The sequence below is a fragment of the Lysobacter terrae genome, assembly GCF_054782215.1.
Window position 1 is genome coordinate 1,254,624 of record NZ_BAAGSX010000001.1, and the last position, 17,284, is coordinate 1,271,907.

Below are 17,284 nucleotides of genomic sequence, written 5' to 3' on the forward strand. Positions count from 1 at the left end.
CTCCGCCGATTACAGCGGAATGACCTCCACTACGGCTCCGGCGGCATAGCGCTGCGGGCCTTCGGGAACCACGATGAGCGCGTTCGCGTGGGCCGCCGCATGCAGCCGATGCGATCCGGTCGCGGGGTTCGGCTCGACGTGCAAGACGCCGTTGTCGCCCGCCTGCAGCCAGGCACGGAGGAATTCGCGGCGCGGGTGCGGCTTGTCCAGGGGCGCAACCAATTGCGCCCGCCAGGTGGCACGCGGTTCGCTGCGGCCCTGCAAAGCGTCGATCAGGGCGCGGCCGAAGGTGAGGTAGGTCGCGAGCACGGACACCGGGTTGCCGGGCAACCCGAGCACCTGCGCCTGGTCAAGCGTGCCGAGCAGCAGGGGCATGCCCGGCTTCATCTTCACCTTCCAGAAATGGGTCTGTCCGAACTGCGCGAGCACACCCGGCAGATAATCCTTCTCGCCGGCCGAAACGCCGCCCGCGGTGATGATCAGGTCGAAGGCGCAGCCGGCGTCGCGCAGCGCGATCTCCACTTGTTTGGGATCGTCCGGCAGACGGGGCCAGGCCGTGGGTTCCAGGCCCTCCGCGCGCAGCAGTCCCATCAGCAGCTCGCGATTGCTGTCGTAGATCTGGCCGGGGCGCAGCGGCATGCCGGGCTCCACCAGTTCGTCGCCGGTGCTGAAGACCGCAACGGTCGGTTTGCGCGAGACCTGCAGGGAGGCGATGCCCAACGAAGCCGCCAGGGACACGCGCGCAGGCGTCAGCACCTGTCCCGCCTGGAGGACGCGATCGCCTTCGCGCACATCTTCGCCGGCGTAGCGCACGTTGGCGCCTTTCACCGTCGCGCCCGGGACGACGACGGCGTCGCCGTCGACGCGGCAGTTCTCTTTGATCGCCACCGTGTCGGCACCCGGCGGGATCGGCGCGCCGGTTGTGATGCGCACGCATTCGCCATGGGCCAGCGCTACGTCCTGGGCCAGTCCGGCGAATTGCTCCCCGGCAAGATGCAGCGAGGTCTCGTCGCCTTGCAGGTCCGCGTGGCGAAATGCAAACCCGTCCATCGCGCTGTTGTCGAACGGAGGCAAGGCGATGGGAGCATCGATGTCCTGCGCCAGCACGCGACCGTGGCAGCGCGAAAGCGCCAAGGTCTCGGTCTCGAGCCGGCGTCGCGCGGCCACCTGGCCCAGCACGGTCATGGCTTCGTCGAACAGCAGCCCCGTTGGAAAATCAGTCATGGCGGATACCGGCTGCGCGCAGGTCGTCGGGAGTGTTGAGGTTGCCGAAACGCACGCCAGCGAAGCGAACGCCCGGCAGGCCCAATTGTGTTTCCAGCGCGTGCACGGCGGTTTGGCCGCGTTCGAGCATGTCGTGGGCGCAAACCGCGGCCGCCGCGACGCGCCATAAGGCCACCAGCGGTTGCGGGCCGTCGTCGTCGATCGCGAACGCACCGTTCTGCGCACACCCCGCCACGAGGCTGGGCAGCAGACAGTCGTTGACGCCGACCAGATCGACGGGAAGCGTCAGCAACCAGGGCGTGTCGCAGTGCGCGAACAAAGCCTCCAGCCCCGCGAGCGGACCGATGTCGCCCATGACCCGATCGCACACGGTACGCAGACCCGCGGCGGCGTAGCGTTCCAGCCCGCGATTGGCGCTCACGATCACCGTCGTGGTTTCCGCAGCGAAGCGACGCTGCCAGCGCAGCACCTGCGCGACGCCATCGCGCTCCAGCCACGCCTTGTCCAGGCCGCCGAGCCGCGTGGCGCGGCCGCCGGCGAGGATGCCTAGGGTGACTGGTCCAAACCTCACTTGCCTCGCTTCACATGGCGGATCATGCGGCGCTTCTTCGCGACCTGACGCTCGGTGAGGACGTTCTTCTTGCCCTCGTAAGGATTGGTGCCTTCCTTGAACACGAAGCGCACCGGCGTGCCGACCAACTTGAAGCGCTTGCGGAAGAAGTTTTCCAGGTAGCGCTTGTAGCTGTCGGCCAGCGTGCGCAGGCGCGTGCCATGGATGATGAAGGTCGGCGGATTGACGCCGCCCGGGTGCGCGAAGCGCATCTTCGCCACGTGTCCGCGCACCACCGGCGGCGGATTGGTTTCGTAGGCGATTTCCATCGCCTTGGTCACTTCGCTGGTACCCAGCTCGGTGGTCGCGGACTTGTGCGCGCGATGGATGGCGTTGAACAGCTCACGCAGGCCCGACCCGTGCTTGGCGCTGATGCGCACCGCTTCGGCCCATTCGACGAACGCGAGCTTGCGTACCAGCAGGTTTTCGGTCTGCTGGCGCTGGTAGTCGGTCTGGCCATCCCACTTGTTGACCGCAACGACCAGCGCGCGGCCCGCGTCGAGCGCGTAGCCGAGCACGCTGGCATCCTGATCGGTCACGCCTTCGCCCGCATCGAGCATGACCACGGCGACCTGGCATTCCTCGATCGCGGCGAGCGTCTTCACGATCGAGAACTTCTCGACCACCTCCTCCACCTTCGACTTGCGGCGCAGGCCGGCGGTGTCGATCAGGCGATACAGGCGGCCGTCGCGCTCCATGTCGATCGAGACCGAATCGCGCGTCGTGCCCGGGACCTCGGACGCGATCATGCGCTCCTCGCCGAGCAGGCGGTTCACCAGCGTCGACTTGCCGACATTGGGGCGGCCGATGAAGGCGACGCGGATGCGGTTGGGGTCGTTGTCCAGTTCGACTGCGCTGCCCGCTTCCGGCAGGCGCTTGTGGATGTCGGCCAGCAACTCGTCCAGTCCGACCCGGTGCGCGGACGAAATCGCAATGACATCGCTGAAGCCGTAGCGGGCGAATTCGGCCATCGCGGCGCGCGCATCGAGGCCATCTGTCTTGTTGACCACGAGCACCGTCGGCCGTGCGGCCTTGCGCAGCCATTGCAGGATGTCGTCGTCCAACGACGACGCGCCTTCGCGGCCATCGACCACGAACAGGACGAGATCGGCTTCTTCCGCTGCCGCCCGGGCCTGGCGCGCAGTGGCGCCGGCGAGGCCTTCATCCACACCGGCGATGCCGCCGGTATCGACCACGGCAAAGGGACGCTGCCCTTCCGGCCGGCACACGCCGTAGTTGCGATCGCGGGTCACGCCAGGCTGATCGTGCACCAGCGCGTCACGAGTACGCGTCAGTGCGTTGAACAGCGTCGACTTGCCGACGTTGGGGCGGCCCACCAGGGCGACGAGGGGAAGCATGCGAACCTGCCGATCATTCGAATCGAGGCGGTTCGCCGGTCCAGAAGACCCGCGAACCGCGCAAACAATAACCCCGGCCACGGGCCGGGGTCATGGGGTGGCCCAAAAGGCCGCTTACTGGCCGAGACGGAACGCGGCCAGTTCGCCGTCGACGTCCTGGGCCACGAGGATGCCGTCGGCCACGACCGGCGAACCGCGCAGGGCATCGTGGCTGACGCGGGCACGTGCCGCCAGCTCGCCGGTGTCCAGCTTCATCCAATGCAGGTAACCCTCGTAGTCGCCGACCACGGCGTAGTCGCCCTGCACCACCGCCGAGGTCAGCAGGCGGCGCGCCAGCGCGGGCTGCTGCCACAGCGAGGCGCCGCTGCTCTTGTCCAGCGCGTAGACGCTGCCGGCGGGATCGGCAACGACCACGCGGTCGCTGGCGATGCCCAGGCGGCCGGCGCCACCGAACTGACTGGCCCAGATCGCGCGGCCGCTGGGTGCATCGATCGCGACGGTCTGCTTCTTGAAGCTGGTGGCGTACAGGACGCTGGCTTCCAGCACCGGCGTGCCGTCGACATCGGCGAGGCGGTCCAGTTCGCTACGGCCGTCCTGCTGACCGACCGGCAGATTCCACAGCGTGCGGCCATCGGTCGCCGACAGCGCGCTGACGCTACCGTCGTCGTTGCCGGAGAAAACGAATCCCGGGCCCAGCACTACGGCGTCGTTGCCGCGCAGGCTCAGCGCCGGCACATCGTGCACCCAGAACCAGCGACGCTCGCCGGTGGCGGCATCGAACGCGGTGACATGGCCGTCGTCGGAGCGGACGAAGACGCTGCCCAGGCCGATCGCGGGTGCGGCGATCACTTCCGCATTGAGCTTGGCCTGCCACTTCTCGGCGCCGGTCGCGGCATCGAGCGCGATGACTTCGCCATCGAGGCTACCGACGACCACCAGCCCTTCGCCCACGCCGGGACCGCCGGACAGGCGCAGCTTGCTTTCGTAATGCCACACTTCCTTGCCGGTCTGCAGGTCGATCGCGCGCACGCCGCCTTCGACGGCGGCAGCGTAGACGCGGCCGTCGGCGACGACGGGCCCCTGGCGCACGCCGACACGGCCTTCGCCCTTGCCTGCGTGTTCCGACCAGAGCTTGGTGACCTGGACCGAGGGAGTGAACTTGGTCAGTTCAGCGGGTTCGTTCGGCTTTTCCTTCTTGCTGGTGAACCAGCCCTTGACCGTCGAGCACCCGCCCAGGGCGATCGCGCACATCAGCAGCGCGGAAGAACGCAGCAGCGTCGGCGAAACCGACGTACGAAAGGTCGAACTCGTGTTGGACGTCATCAGGACTGGCTCTCGGTCTTGGGGGGCGTACCGCCGGCTTCGGTCAATTTCAGTTCGAGCACGCGCCGTTGCGGCGTACCGACTTCGGCCTTGAGCAGGGCCTTGCCGTAGCTGTCGCGGGCTTGGTCGCGCTGGCCCAGGGCCAGTTGCGCGTCGCCGCGGATTTCCAGCGCGGTCAGCGAATCGGCAGTGGCGACGAGCTTGAGCGCGGCATCGGCCTGCTTGTGATCGATCAGCAGACGGGCCAGACGCTGGTTGACGATCGCGGCGATCGCCGGGTCAGCGGCCTTGATCGCGCGCAAGGTGGCAATCGCGGCTTCGACCTGACCGCCCTGCACCTGCGACTTGGCCAGTTCGAGCTGTGCCAGGGCGCGGAACGTCCCTTCAGGCACCGTCTGGATCTTGCCGGCCGCCGCCTTGTCGTTCGCCTGGACGGCGTCGATGGCGGCCTGGTAGTCGGTCGCGGCCTGGGCCTGCTTGCCGTCTTGATGGCGCTGCCACCACTGCCAGCCGCCGATGGCGGCGAGGCCCAGGGCAACACCGAAGACAAGGGCGCTGCCGTTGCGGCGCAGCCATTCGCGCACGCGTTCGCTTTGTTCGTGTTCGTCTAGAAGTTCGTCGATCGCCATGGAGTCTCGCCCCGCCTTCGCAGGCGGGGTTCATCAGGAAAAGCCGGCGCCAGCCGGCAAAAGCCGGCATCAGCCGGCAGAAGAGGTCGACCCGCGACGCGGGTCAGTTAGCGACCGGCGCGAGGGAACCGTCAGAGGATAGCGTAAAGCGCGCCACGTTCGCGCGGCTGAACGGTTCCAGGTCGACCGCGACGCCCGCGCGCTTCACTTCCACGGCGTTGACGTTGCCGAGCTTGATGCTTCCGACTTCACCGACCTTGTAGCTGCGCTGCTGGCCTGCGGTGAGCAGGCCGCGTTCGAGCACCTGCTGATTGTCGGGTCCGAGGATTTCGACCCAGCTGTCGCCGTTGAAGGTGATCGTCAGCGCGGCAGCGGATTGCGGTGCGGCCGGCAGCGATGCGATCGATGCCACCAGCGGGGTGCGTTGCGCGCCCGGCTGCGCGGGCGCGCTCTGCTCGGCCTGGGTCGTTGCCGGCACGTCCAGCGACTGCACGGCAAGCTCGCTGTTGCCGAAATGCGAGCGCGTGCCCAGCCACACCGGCACGGCAATCGCCGCGGTAATGGCGACGTAGATGGCGCGTCGACCGATCTGTTCGGCGAAACGCTGATAAGCCGGGGTATGCGTATGGCTGACCAGCGTGGACGGCGCCGTCGAGGCGACCGGCGCCTGTTCGATATACGGCTCGATATCCACGCCCAGCAGACGTGCATAGCTTCTCAGCTGGCCGCGCGCGAACACCGGCGCACCCAGCGAGCTCCACTCGTCGGCTTCAAGATTGGCGACTGCGCGAATAGTCATGCGCAGCTGGGACGCCACCTGTTCGATGGACATGCCCGCCGCTTCGCGCGCCTGTTTCAGGACGGCGCCGCATCCGGCGCCAATGCCCGTAGTCTCGGAATGCATCATTGCCTGCCACCATCCCCCATAGCGGAGCTCCGTGCTTCCGGTGCATCGGGGAACTCCGCTCTCAGTCGTGAAACGTAGCGCGCAGCCGCAGAGCTGTCGCCGAGTTTTTGTTCAATTTGTGACGCAAGCAACAACGCCTTGGCGTCTGCTGGTGCAGTAGCGAGACGCCGTTCCGAAAATGCGCGGGCCTCGAGCGCATTTCCGGCCGCGAACTCCTGCTCCGCCAACGCGCCCAGCGCGATCGGGCTTTCCGGATCGAGCTGGATGGCGCGACGCAGATCACGTTCGGCCCGCTGGGTCTGTCCGGCCTTGCCGGCGCAGGTGCCCGCATTCGCCAGGATCAGAGCCGAGTCGCCGCCACCGGGCAGCCCGACGGCACGATCGAGCCAGCCCAGTCCTTCGGCCGCACGCCCTTGCTCGCACAACCAGATGCCGTAATTGCCGACCACGGCGCCGTTGCCGGGCGCGAGCTCGGCCGCGCGCTGGTAATGGCTTCCCGCATCGGGGCTGTCGCCGCTGTGGTCCAGCGCAACCGCCAGATAGGTGTGTGCCTCGACCGAAGCCGGCGCCCGCTTCAACGCAGCCGAAGCGACCTGTTTGACCGCGCCGAAATTGCCTTCCGCGACGAAGCGCTGCATCTCGGCCAGATCGCGCTGCATTTCGGCGTCGCCGCCTTTGGACTTGTGGTCCTTGGGCTCGCTGATGCGATTGACCGCCGGTTCGACGTGATGCGCTTTGCCCAGGCTGGTGCGCACGTAAGGGCCGTCGGCACCGCAGCCGCCGATCGCGACGGCAAGGGTCACGACAGCGGCAGCGAGGGCCTTACGCGGCAGCATCACCTGCTCCCTGCGCGAGCCGCTTGCGGAACTCGGCCTGGCGGCGGGTGCGGTCCATCACCTGCCCCTTCAACTGGCCGCAGGCGGCGTCGATGTCGTCGCCGCGCGTACGCCGCACCGGCGCGATCATGCCGGCGTTGTTGAGCAGTTTCTGGAAGCCGCGGATGGCTTCGTCGTCCGGGCGCTCGAAGCGCGTGCCCGGGAACGGGTTGAACGGAATCAGGTTGACCTTGGCCGCGTCCTTCATCTGCACGCGGCGGTCGAACTCGCGCAGCAGGCGGATGAGTTCGCGCGCATGCTGCGGCTGGTCGTTGACGCCCTTCATCAGGGTGTATTCGAACGTCACCGACTCGCCCTTCTTGCGCAGCGCGTAGCGCACGCAGGAATCCATGAGCTCGGCGATCGGGTACTTCTTGTTGAGCGGGACCAGCTCGCTGCGCAGCGCGTCGTTGGGCGCATGCAGCGACACGGCCAGCGACACGTCGCTCTCGGCCGCGAGCCGGTCGATCATCGGCACCATGCCGGCGGTCGACAGCGTGACGCGCTTGTTGGCCAGGCCGTAGCCCAGGTCGTCGCGCATGATGCTCATAGCGCGCACGACGTTGTCGAAATTCGCCAGCGGTTCGCCCATGCCCATCATCACCACGTTGGTGAGCTTGCGCTGCTGGTGCGGGACGTTGCCCAGATGGCGCGCCGCGATCCAGACCTGGCCAATGATCTCGGCGGTCGACAGATTGCGGTTGAAGCCCTGGGTCGCGGTCGAGCAGAACTGGCAGTTGAGCGCGCAGCCCACCTGCGAGGACACGCACAGCGTGCCGCGGCCCTTGTCCGGGATGTAGACGGTCTCGATTGCGTTCTTGGGATCCATGCCGAGCAGCCACTTGTGGGTGCCGTCGCTGGATTCCTTGTCGAAGATGAGCTCAGGAGCGTGCACGACGGCACGCTCCTCGAGCTTGGCGCGCAGCACCTTGCCCAGATCGGTCATCCCGGCAAAGTCGGTGACGTAGCGGTGATGGATCCACTTCATCACCTGGTGCGCGCGGAACTTCTTCTCGCCGAGTTCTTCTTCGAAGAAGCGCTCAAGCGAAGCGCGGTCGAAGTCGAAGATGTTGGTCCTCGACTCCGACGGCGCGGTCTTGCTCACAGACTCGCGCAAAGCAGCCTGCGTCGCCTCGTCGGCAGCCGCGCCGGCGGGAACGAGGTCGATAGCGATGTCGCGGGTCTGGTTCATTGCTCTACTTCTTCAAATCAACGAGCGAACACGTCGGTTGCCGGGAAGAAGTACGAGACTTCGATCGCGGCGTTCTCCAGCGAGTCCGAGCCGTGCACGGCATTGGCGTCGATGCTGTCGGCGAAGTCGGCGCGGATGGTGCCCGGCGCTGCGTCCTTCGGATTGGTCGCGCCCATCAGATCGCGGTTCTTCAGCACGGCGCCTTCGCCCTGCAGCACCTGGATCATCACCGGACCGCTGATCATGAATTCCACCAGCGCGTTGAAGAACGGACGCTCGCGATGCACGGCGTAGAAGCCTTCGGCTTCGGCGCGCGAGAGCTGCGTCATCTTCGAGGCGACGACCTTCAGGCCGTTCTTTTCGAAGCGCGCATAGATTTCGCCGATGACGTTCTTGGCGACGGCGTCGGGCTTGATGATCGAAAGGGTGCGCTCCAGCGCCATGGGACAGATCTCCGGATAGGCGGGCCGCGTGACAGTCCATGTTCGCGCCCGAGAATAACAGAAAAACCCGCGTCGAATCGCGGGTTTAGCCGATATGGCTGGGGCAAATTCTAGCCGAAGTACGGAACGGTTTGGAGACTTTTTCGCCACCGCTTCAGCCTTGGGACGGTTGACGTGCGGTGCCGTATGGTTCTAGCCTGAAACAATCGTTTGAATCGTCCGTTGAAAGCGACCGCTTGCCATGGCCACACCTCACCCGTTTTCCACCAAGGACCGCATCCTCGGCGCCGCCGAGGAGCTGTTTGCCCAGTTCGGATTCGCCGGCACCTCGCTGCGGCAGGTCACCAGCCGTGCCGACGTCAACATCGCCGCGGTCAACTACCACTTCGGCAGCAAGGAAAACCTGGTCAACGAGGTCTTCCGCCGCCGCATGGACGAGATGAGCCAGCAGCGCCTGACTGCGCTGAAGACGGCCCAGAAGGATCATCCGGGCGAGCTCGAGCCGATCCTCGCCGCATTCGTGGGACCGGCCCTGGCGATGGCCCAGGACCGCCACAACGGCGCGTTCGCCCGCATGATCGCCCGCGCCTACGCCGAAAAGAACGATGCGCTGCGCAAGTTCCTGTCCGAGCACTACGGCCATGTGCTGCGCGAATTCGCCAAGGCCATCGCCGATTGCCTGCCCGGCCTGAGCAAGGAATCCCTGTACTGGCGCCTGGACATCGTCGTTGGCGCGCTGACCTACGCCATGGCCGACTTCGGCCTGATCAAGCGACCCGCCGGTGTCACCGAAGCGGCGCACCGTGAGCGCGCGGCGCGCGAGCTGATCACGTTCGCCGCTGCCGGTTTTCGCAGCGCCTGATCGCCCTCTTTCGTCTCTGAGTTCAACCCCCTACCGCGGGCTTAGACCCGCGTTACATCAAGGACTTGCAAAACATGTCTAAGAAACTACTCGTCCGGCGTGCGGCGGTACTCGGCGCGGGCGTGATGGGCGCGCAGATCGCCGCCCACCTCACCAATGCCGGCGTCGACACGGTGCTGTTCGACCTGCCCGCAAAGGAAGGCGACCCTAACGGCGTCGTGACCAAGGCGATCGCCAACCTCGTCAAGCTCAGCCCTGCTCCTCTGGCGGACAAGGCCCTGGCCGAGCGCATCGTCGCCGCCAACTACGAAACTGGCCTGGAATTGCTGAAGGGCTGCGACCTGATCATCGAGGCCATCGCCGAGCGGATGGACTGGAAGCAGGACCTGTACAAGAAGATCGCCCCGTTCGTGCCCGCGCACACGGTGCTGGCCTCCAACACCTCGGGCCTGGGCATCAACAAGCTGTCCGAAGTCCTGCCGGAAGAGCTGCGCCACCGCTTCTGCGGCGTGCACTTCTTCAATCCGCCGCGCTACATGCACCTGGCCGAACTGATCCCGGCGCGCACCACCGATGCCTCGGTGCTCGAGGGCCTGGAAGCCTTCCTGACCACCACGCTCGGCAAGGGCGTGATCTACGCCAAGGACACTCCGAACTTCATCGGCAACCGCATCGGCGTGTTCTCGATGCTGGCCGCGATGCATCACACCGAGCAGTCGGGCCTCGGCTTCGACACCGTCGATGCGCTGACCGGCCCGGCGATCGGCCGCCCGAAGTCGGCGACGTATCGCACCGCGGACGTGGTCGGCCTGGACACCATGGCCCACGTCATCAAGACGATGGCCGACACCCTGCCCGACGATCCCTGGCACCAGTACTTCCAGGCGCCCAAGTGGCTCACGGCGCTGATCGAAAAGGGGGCGCTGGGCCAGAAGACCGGTGCCGGCTTCTACACCAAGAAGGGCAAGGACATCCTCGTTCTCGACCTGAAGGCGCAGGACTTCCGCGTCTCGGCCGGCGAGCTCGACGCCGACGTCGCCGCATTGCTGAAGGAAAAGGATCCCGCGAAGAAGTTCGCCGCCCTGCGCGCCAGCGACAACCCGCAGGCGAAGTTCCTGTGGGCCTGCTTCCGCGACACCTTCCACTACACCGCGTATCACCTGGAATCGATCGCCGACACCGCACGCGACGTCGACTTCGCGATCCGCTGGGGCTACGGCTGGTCGCTGGGTCCGTTCGAAACCTGGCAGGCCGCGGGCTGGAAACAGGTCGCCGAGTGGATCGCCGACGACATCGTGAAGGGCCTGGCGATGAGCAATGCGCCGCTGCCCGACTGGGTCTTCGACGGCCGCGACGGCGTGCACGGCACCGCGGGCAGCTACAGCCCGGGCCGCAACGCGATGGTGCCGCGCTCGACCCACCCGGTGTACGCGCGCCAGCGCTTCCCGGATGCGCTTATCGGCGAGAAGTTCTCGCAGGGCCGTACCGTCTATGAGAACGAAGGCGTGCGCATGTGGGTCGACGAGGGCGACGACATCGCCGTGGTCGGCTTCAAGACCAAGCTGCACACGGTCAACGACCATGTGCTCAACGGCCTGCAGGAAGCCATCGCGATTGCCGAACGCGACTTCAGCGGCCTGGTGATCTGGCAGCCTAAGGAGCCCTTCTCGGCCGGTGCCGACCTACAAGGCGCGCTGGGCCTGCTGCAGGCCGGCGACCTCAAGGGCTTCGAAGCCATGGTCGCCAACTTCCAGGCCACCAGCCAGCGCATCAAGTACGCACAGGTGCCGGTCGTTGCCGCCGTGCGCGGTCTCGCCCTGGGCGGCGGCTGCGAATTCCAGATGCATGCGGCCAAGACCGTGTTCGCGCTCGAGAGCTATGTCGGACTGGTCGAAGCCGGTGTCGGCCTGTTGCCGGCCGGTGGTGGCCTGAAGGAATTCGCCGTGCGCGCTTCCGAGGCCGCCGGCCCGGGCGGCGACGTGTTCGCCCAGCTCAAGACGGCGTTCGAAAGCGTGGCGATGGGCAAGGTGTCGACGTCGGCCTTCGAAGCCAAGGCACTGAAGGTCGCGCGCGACACCGACGCGGTCGTGTTCAACGCCTTCGAACTGCTGCACGTCGCCAGGCAGCAGGCGCGTGCGTTGGCCGAGTCCGGCTATCGCCCGCCCCTGCCCGCCCGCCGTATCCCGGTGGCCGGCAACGTCGGCATCGCCACCTTCAAGATGATGCTGGTGAACATGCTGGAAGGCCGCTTCATCTCACCGCACGACTACGAGATCGCGACCCGCATAGCGACCGTCATGTGCGGCGGCGAAGTCGACCGCGGCACGCTGGTCGACGAGGAATGGCTGATCAAGCTCGAACGCGAACACTTCGTCGCCCTGGCGCAGATGCCCAAGACGCAGGAACGCATCGCGCACATGCTCAAGACCGGCAAGCCGCTGCGCAACTAAGCGACGACGACACAGGACACACTGACATGATCAAGCAAGTACAAGACGCCTACATCGTCGCCGCCACCCGCACTCCGGTCGGCAAGGCCCCGCGTGGCGTGTTCCGCAACACCCGCCCCGACGACATGCTCGCGCACGTGCTGCGCAGCGTGGTCGCACAGGCGCCGGGCATCGACCTCAATCGCATCGACGACGCAATCATCGGCTGCGCCATGCCCGAGGGCGAGCAAGGCATGAACGTGGCGCGCATCGGCGCGCTGCTGGCCGGCCTGCCCAATACCATTGCCGCGCAGACCATCAATCGTTTCTGCTCCTCCGGCCTGCAGGCCGTGGCGCTGGCCGCGGACCAGATCCGCCTGGGCCATGCCGACCTGATGCTCGCCGGCGGCACCGAATCGATGTCGATGGTGCCGATGATGGGCAACAAGGTCGCGCTCAGCCCGAGCGTGTTCGCCAACAACGAGAACGTCGCCATCGCCTACGGCATGGGCATCACCGCCGAGAAGGTCGCCGAGGAGTGGAAGGTTTCGCGCGAAGACCAGGACGCGTTCGCCCTCGCCTCGCACCAGAAGGCCATCGCCGCCATCCAGGCCGGCGAGTTCAAGAGCGAAATCACGCCCTATGAAGTCGTCGCCCACCTGCCCGACCTGGCCGGCAACACGATCCGCCTGAAGAAGACCCTGGTCGAAACCGACGAAGGTCCGCGTCTGGACACCTCGCTCGACGGCCTCGCCAAGCTCAAGCCGGTCTTCCGCAACGCCCAATTCGGCGGCACGGTCACGGCCGGCAACAGCTCGCAGATGTCCGACGGCGCAGCCGCGGTGTTGGTCGCTTCGGAACAGGCGATCAAGGACTACGGGCTGACCCCGCTGGCCCGCTTCGTCAGCTTCTCGGTCGCCGGCGTGCGCCCGGAAGTGATGGGCATCGGCCCGATCGCGGCGATTCCCAAGGCGCTCAAGCAGGCGGGACTGACCAAGGACCAGCTCGACTGGATCGAACTCAACGAAGCCTTCGCTGCCCAGGCACTGGCCGTCATCCGCGATTCGGAATTGGATCCGGCCAAGGTCAATCCGCTCGGCGGCGCGATCGCGCTGGGTCATCCGCTCGGCGCGACGGGTGCGATCCGCACCGCGACGATCGTGCACGGCCTGCGCCGTCGCCAGCAGAAGTACGGCATGGTGACGATGTGCATCGGCACGGGCATGGGTGCCGCAGGTATCTTCGAAGCCCTGTAAGCAGGCGGCTACCGAAGGCAGCAAGACGAAGGGCGGCTCATGGCCGCCCTTCGTCTTTACCGCACCCGCTGGAAACCTACTTCGGGCAAGCCACGAACTTGCCCTTGGCATCACGACACTGCTGTGGCGCGGCCTTCTTCGCACAGGCGATGAAGTGGCCCTTCGCATCCCGGCATCGGACCGATGCCACGGTCTTCGCCGCGGGGGCGGCAGCGGCCGCCGGAGCGGCCTTGGCGGCGGGCGTGGCAGTGGCCGCCATGACATTCAGGCTGAAAAACGCCAGTACCGCCGCGGCTGAGAGTAGAAAACGGCGCATCGGCGAACCCTCCTCTTGTGGAGCTTCGAGGCTAGGGGCGCCGGACTTTCGCGACGATGACACGAAGATTAAATCCGTTTCATCCAGGACGCCCCTAACAGAAGCTCGCTAACGGAAGTACGGCCGTTCTGCCGCGAACAGCAGTCGCTTCGCGCCGTCACGCCACGCGGCGGGTGCGCGATCGCCTCGCATCACGACCGCCATTGCGTAGGCGATGCCTCGATTGCGCGGGTCGACGCTGCCCAATGCCGACTCGGCCGCGGCGACATCGGCGCCATTGCGCACCTGCTCGAAGAATCGCGTCAGCGCGGCCTTGTCCCTGACTTCGGCCTTGCCCAGGCGCGACGTGAGCCGGGTCAGATCGGCATGCTCCCGTGACGCGAGCGCCAGCATGAACCAAGCCAGCGCATCGTCCGCCTTCTCGTTCACCGGCGTTCGCAGCGCCTGCTGGACGATCTGCGTAGAGGCACCGTCCGAAGCAGCGGCCAGTTGCAGGATCTCGTTCTCGATATCGGTGTGCGAAGCCTGTGAAAGACCGGCCGCAAGCTCACCTTTGGCGAGAGAGGCATATGCAGCGTACGGCGTTCCTTCGGTGCCGACACCGCCCTGCAATGCGAGCAACTGTTGCAGGAACGAGGACCGTCCGCCCAGATCGGCGAGCGAAGCTTCTTCGCCTTGCATCATGCGCCTGATGCGGGCCGTATCCAGCGCAGTCCACTCCTCGGTCACCGGCAGTTTCGTCGCCGCGGATTCCATCAACGCGGTCGCCTGCGACCAGTTCATCCGCTGCGCCTGCACGTAGCCGGCCGCCATCTGCAGCCAGCCGTTCTCCGGCCATTTTTCATGGGCGGCCATGAAGCGCTCGTCCTGGGCAACGCCCTCCTCCATGCAGCGAATCGCCAGGTACTGCAGATCCACGGCCTGCGGCGCGGCGTCCGCAAGCGCCGTCTGCTGCGCGCAGACAGTCTTGTGCGCCTCGCCTTCGGAACGGTCCTGCTGCGTTCGCAGCGTCAGCGTCTCGTTTGGACGCCGCTTCAGCCGATCGGCGGTGATCGCCGCGAAGTCCGGCATTGCGCCTGCGTGCCACAACCAGACGGCGGCAAAGCGGGAGTCTTCGGCATCCCAACGCGCATGCGCTGCGATGGCCGTGGCGCGCTCGGCATCCGAGCCGAGCATGCCCAGCAACTGCTGCGGATTGCTGAAGGCACTGAGGACCGTACGCGTACCGCCCTGCCCCGAGCTCTGGATTTGTTGCGGCGGTTCGGTGAAGACAAACTCCGCGCTCGTGCCGCTCCAGCGCGGAGTGCCCAGCACCTTTTCCGAGCGACCTTCGACATGGCCGTAAACGGCGGTCCATTCCGCCAGAGCGGCCGCGCCCGCCACGTTGTAGATCTGGCGCGCGCCGGACGCGCTCTCGCTCTGGAAGCGTTCGATCAGCCCGCCCTGCAAGGAGTGCGTTTCGACCTGATGCTGCCCGTCATCGCTCAGCTGCAGGCTGGCGTAGTTGTCCGGGCCTACCTCGACGGAATCGCCGTCGACCGATACCCGAACGGGCGTCGCCAGCCCGTTATAAATGGACAGCTCGGTCGTACCGATCGCGGCGCCGCCCAACAGAACGGCGCCGACGACGCCGCCTGCCGCCGCGACGCGCGCGAGCGTAGGACCGATACCCTCCGCGGTCTGGAACCGATCCCACCAGCCCAGCTTGTTCTGCCGTTTGCGTTCCGTTCCCGGACGCAGGCGCGGGTAGTGCGTGGGCACTTGCGCTGCTTCCGGCGCCGGACCGAGTGCAGCGGACGGATCGCGCAACGCGCGGGCCACTTCGTCCTCGCTCTCCAGCAGCGCTTCGAGGGCGCTGCTGCGCAAGTTCGACAGCGCCGCCCCGGCGGCCCTCACCCAGCTATCCACGGCACCGAGCCACTCGCCGATGTTCGCCTGCGTCGGATGAGGAAGCCGGTAGTCGCCGAGCAATTCCGTCCACCGCGCCGCGCCCAGCCGTTTCGCCACGCGCTCGTCGTAGGTGATTCCGCCGCTGAGCGTGTAGATCGAAGCGAGCGCCGTGCTCACCTCGTCCGCTGCGCTGATCAGGCGACGCAGCTCCTTGGCGCTGACGTTCCGGTCCGCCGTTACCACTTCATAGGTGTTGATTAGCAAGCCATGGGCATCGCGGAGATTGGCCTGCGCGTGTTCGGCGTAGTGCAGCAGCGCGGCCAATCCGCGCAGATAAGCCTCCCAGCCCGCATCCACGCGTCCGGCGGCAAGCGTATGCAGGTAGCGGCAACGGCAGTCGTGCTCAAGCACGGTCCGCTTCAACGCCGCGATTTCGTCGTTCAATTCGGCGATGAGCCTCGGCAGCTCGCTCTTGGACACATCGCTCCCGCGCCAATGGACGACGCCGCCCGATGCCGCTAGGTATCCATCGCGCACAGCTTCGAGCGTCGTGCGTTGTTGTTCGAGATCGCGCAGTTGGTCCAGGCGCTCGCCATGCTCCTGCGAATACAGCGCCGCCAGTTCGGTATGCAGATCCGCCACGATACCGGGGGCCGCATAGATGTCGTCGACATTTTCGTGTTCGCGAAATGGCGCGCGACCGAGATAGGTGCCGCGGTAGCGCCGATCCAGCGAAAGGCCGGCGAAGTCCTGATCAAGACGTTCCAGCGATTCCTCGATCGGCACGGCGGGCGAGAGTTCGCCCTGGAACAAATCCCGCGAGAGGCGCTGCCTGAGTTCCTCGGCATTCCGAAGCAGAAGCAAGGCCGGGCGCGGATCGATCGAGGCGGCCACATAGCGTCGCTTTACGTTCTCCTCGCGATCGGCATTCGCCGGATGGGTGGACCACATCTGCGGCGGACGCGCGAGCTCTTTGCCGAAGACGCGGTGCTGTTCGGCCTGGCCTTCCGGAACGATCGGCGACTCGCCGTAGGCCGCATCGGCCAGCACCGTCCGCATGTGTTCCAGGATGCGCGTCTGCACGGCGAAGAGGTCCTTCACCGGCCGCCCATTGTTCGCCTCGTTGCTCGCGAAGCCAATCGCGCGATCCCAGGCGTCGTCCGCACCGCCCAGGCGGTGCAGCGAGTGCACGATCGCATCGCTGCCGGCCAGGGACGCTGCGACGAGATCGGCCTGGTATTCCATTTCCCGCGACAAGGCACGTTGCGCCAGCACAACGACGCGGAACAGCAGTTCGACCAGCGAACGGATCGACCAGATCACCAATTGCAGCAACCAACCTACCCAGGCAATGCGCAGGTCGAAGCGGGAAACCGCCTGCAGGAAGCTGTCGAGCGCATCGCGCCGGCCGACGATGTGAGCCGCGATCTGCTGAGCGATGTAGACCCAGCGCCCGACGGCCATGCTTCGCTGCGCGAAATGCCCGAACTCGTGGGCGAGCACGGCCTTGAATTCGCCCAGGTTCAGAACGTTCATCAACCCGAGGCCGATCTCGAGGTTCTTCCGCGAAGGCAGGATCAGATTGACGATCGACAGGTCGTAGAAGACCGCGGCGTTGACGCGGGGAGAGAGATACACCCGGTGAGGACGCGGCGCGCCTGCGTCGTCGGCGAGCCGGTACAGGAAAGCGAACAATTCGGGTTGATCGGCAGCCTTGAGCTCCAGATCCTGCTTCTCCGCCTTGCGCCGTTTCACGAACACCAGCGCCTTCACCATGAAGATCGCCAGGAAGGCCGCGCAAACCGCGCCGACGAAACACCAGAAGCCGTCGCCACCCACTCCGTCGGCCGCCTTCTGCATGAGGCGATACGCTTTCCATGCGAACCAGCCCAGCAAACCAAAATAGGCCGCGATGAACAGCAGCAAGCCCGTCATCGCCAGCCACGCGTGGCGCCGGTATCGGCTGCTGG

Annotated in this window: 14 protein-coding genes; 3 read left to right on the forward strand and 11 right to left on the reverse strand. The window is 66.4% G+C overall.

What is annotated here, in order from left to right; all coding sequences use genetic code 11:
• Positions 1-9 precede the first annotated feature (9 nt).
• From ACYVJ8_RS05890 to ndk, 9 genes are all read right to left on the reverse strand, one after another.
• Positions 10-1,224: a molybdopterin molybdotransferase MoeA gene (locus tag ACYVJ8_RS05890; protein ID WP_460710211.1), complete on the reverse strand. Its 1,215-nt coding sequence runs from the start codon at positions 1,222-1,224 to the stop codon at positions 10-12.
• Positions 1,217-1,795, reverse strand: a complete 579-nt coding sequence (gene mobA / locus ACYVJ8_RS05895; protein ID WP_460710213.1) for a molybdenum cofactor guanylyltransferase — start codon at positions 1,793-1,795, stop codon at positions 1,217-1,219. Before mobA ends, ACYVJ8_RS05890 begins: the two co-directional genes overlap by 8 nt.
• Positions 1,792-3,192, reverse strand: coding sequence for a ribosome biogenesis GTPase Der (der, locus tag ACYVJ8_RS05900; RefSeq protein ID WP_460710215.1), 1,401 nt, complete (start codon positions 3,190-3,192; stop codon positions 1,792-1,794). Before der ends, mobA begins: the two co-directional genes overlap by 4 nt.
• A gap of 114 nt (positions 3,193-3,306) precedes the next feature.
• Positions 3,307-4,515, reverse strand: a complete 1,209-nt coding sequence (gene bamB / locus ACYVJ8_RS05905) for an outer membrane protein assembly factor BamB (protein ID WP_460710217.1) — start codon at positions 4,513-4,515, stop codon at positions 3,307-3,309.
• Positions 4,515-5,144 (reverse strand): YfgM family protein, encoded by a 630-nt coding sequence (locus tag ACYVJ8_RS05910; RefSeq protein ID WP_460710219.1) that lies wholly within the window; start codon positions 5,142-5,144, stop codon positions 4,515-4,517. Before ACYVJ8_RS05910 ends, bamB begins: the two co-directional genes overlap by 1 nt.
• A gap of 103 nt (positions 5,145-5,247) precedes the next feature.
• Positions 5,248-6,051 carry a helix-turn-helix domain-containing protein gene (locus ACYVJ8_RS05915; RefSeq protein ID WP_460710221.1) on the reverse strand — a complete coding sequence of 268 codons (804 nt, stop codon included), beginning with the start codon at positions 6,049-6,051 and terminating at the stop codon, positions 5,248-5,250.
• On the reverse strand, positions 6,048-6,887 hold the full coding sequence (locus ACYVJ8_RS05920; protein ID WP_460710223.1) for a tetratricopeptide repeat protein: 840 nt from the start codon (positions 6,885-6,887) through the stop codon (positions 6,048-6,050). Before ACYVJ8_RS05920 ends, ACYVJ8_RS05915 begins: the two co-directional genes overlap by 4 nt.
• Complete coding sequence (gene rlmN, locus ACYVJ8_RS05925) at positions 6,874-8,118, reverse strand: dual-specificity RNA methyltransferase RlmN (protein ID WP_460710225.1); 1,245 nt, start codon at positions 8,116-8,118, stop codon at positions 6,874-6,876. Before rlmN ends, ACYVJ8_RS05920 begins: the two co-directional genes overlap by 14 nt.
• 17 nt (positions 8,119-8,135) lie before the next feature.
• Positions 8,136-8,561 (reverse strand): nucleoside-diphosphate kinase, encoded by a 426-nt coding sequence (gene ndk, locus ACYVJ8_RS05930; protein WP_460710227.1) that lies wholly within the window; start codon positions 8,559-8,561, stop codon positions 8,136-8,138.
• A 241-nt stretch (positions 8,562-8,802) separates the two neighbouring features.
• Here ndk and ACYVJ8_RS05935 point away from each other — a divergent pair, with 241 nt between their 5' ends.
• From ACYVJ8_RS05935 to ACYVJ8_RS05945, 3 genes are all read left to right on the forward strand, one after another.
• Positions 8,803-9,423: a TetR/AcrR family transcriptional regulator gene (locus ACYVJ8_RS05935; protein ID WP_460710229.1), complete on the forward strand. Its 621-nt coding sequence runs from the start codon at positions 8,803-8,805 to the stop codon at positions 9,421-9,423.
• A gap of 74 nt (positions 9,424-9,497) precedes the next feature.
• On the forward strand, positions 9,498-11,873 hold the full coding sequence (locus ACYVJ8_RS05940) for a 3-hydroxyacyl-CoA dehydrogenase/enoyl-CoA hydratase family protein (RefSeq protein WP_460710231.1): 2,376 nt from the start codon (positions 9,498-9,500) through the stop codon (positions 11,871-11,873).
• A gap of 26 nt (positions 11,874-11,899) precedes the next feature.
• The gene (locus ACYVJ8_RS05945; RefSeq protein ID WP_460710233.1) at positions 11,900-13,108 is read left to right on the forward strand and encodes an acetyl-CoA C-acyltransferase; all 1,209 of its coding nucleotides are present in this window, start codon (positions 11,900-11,902) and stop codon (positions 13,106-13,108) included.
• Positions 13,109-13,184: 76 nt separating this feature from the next.
• Here ACYVJ8_RS05945 and ACYVJ8_RS05950 read toward each other — a convergent pair whose 3' ends face one another.
• Both ACYVJ8_RS05950 and ACYVJ8_RS05955 read right to left on the reverse strand, forming a co-directional pair.
• Positions 13,185-13,424, reverse strand: a complete 240-nt coding sequence (locus ACYVJ8_RS05950; RefSeq protein ID WP_460710235.1) for a hypothetical protein — start codon at positions 13,422-13,424, stop codon at positions 13,185-13,187.
• 108 nt (positions 13,425-13,532) lie between these two features.
• A complete protein-coding gene (locus ACYVJ8_RS05955; RefSeq protein ID WP_460711071.1) occupies positions 13,533-17,249 on the reverse strand; it encodes a M48 family metalloprotease in 3,717 nt (1,238 codons plus the stop codon).
• Between the last annotated feature and the right edge of the window lie 35 nt (positions 17,250-17,284).

Bases quoted from the DNA above. Each gene is read 5' to 3' on its own strand.
- ACYVJ8_RS05890 (WP_460710211.1), bottom strand. From the start codon at position 1,224: ATGACTGATTTTCCAACGGGGCTGCTGTTCGACGAAGCCATGACCGTG.
- der (WP_460710215.1), bottom strand. From the start codon at position 3,192: ATGCTTCCCCTCGTCGCCCTGGTGGGCCGCCCCAACGTCGGCAAGTCG.
- bamB (WP_460710217.1), bottom strand. From the start codon at position 4,515: ATGACGTCCAACACGAGTTCGACCTTTCGTACGTCGGTTTCGCCGACG.
- ACYVJ8_RS05910 (WP_460710219.1), bottom strand. From the start codon at position 5,144: ATGGCGATCGACGAACTTCTAGACGAACACGAACAAAGCGAACGCGTG.
- ACYVJ8_RS05915 (WP_460710221.1), bottom strand. From the start codon at position 6,051: ATGATGCATTCCGAGACTACGGGCATTGGCGCCGGATGCGGCGCCGTC.
- ACYVJ8_RS05920 (WP_460710223.1), bottom strand. From the start codon at position 6,887: ATGCTGCCGCGTAAGGCCCTCGCTGCCGCTGTCGTGACCCTTGCCGTC.
- rlmN (WP_460710225.1), bottom strand. From the start codon at position 8,118: ATGAACCAGACCCGCGACATCGCTATCGACCTCGTTCCCGCCGGCGCG.
- ndk (WP_460710227.1), bottom strand. From the start codon at position 8,561: ATGGCGCTGGAGCGCACCCTTTCGATCATCAAGCCCGACGCCGTCGCC.
- ACYVJ8_RS05935 (WP_460710229.1), top strand. From the start codon at position 8,803: ATGGCCACACCTCACCCGTTTTCCACCAAGGACCGCATCCTCGGCGCC.
- ACYVJ8_RS05940 (WP_460710231.1), top strand. From the start codon at position 9,498: ATGTCTAAGAAACTACTCGTCCGGCGTGCGGCGGTACTCGGCGCGGGC.
- ACYVJ8_RS05945 (WP_460710233.1), top strand. From the start codon at position 11,900: ATGATCAAGCAAGTACAAGACGCCTACATCGTCGCCGCCACCCGCACT.
- ACYVJ8_RS05950 (WP_460710235.1), bottom strand. From the start codon at position 13,424: ATGCGCCGTTTTCTACTCTCAGCCGCGGCGGTACTGGCGTTTTTCAGC.
- ACYVJ8_RS05955 (WP_460711071.1), bottom strand. From the start codon at position 17,249: ATGACGGGCTTGCTGCTGTTCATCGCGGCCTATTTTGGTTTGCTGGGC.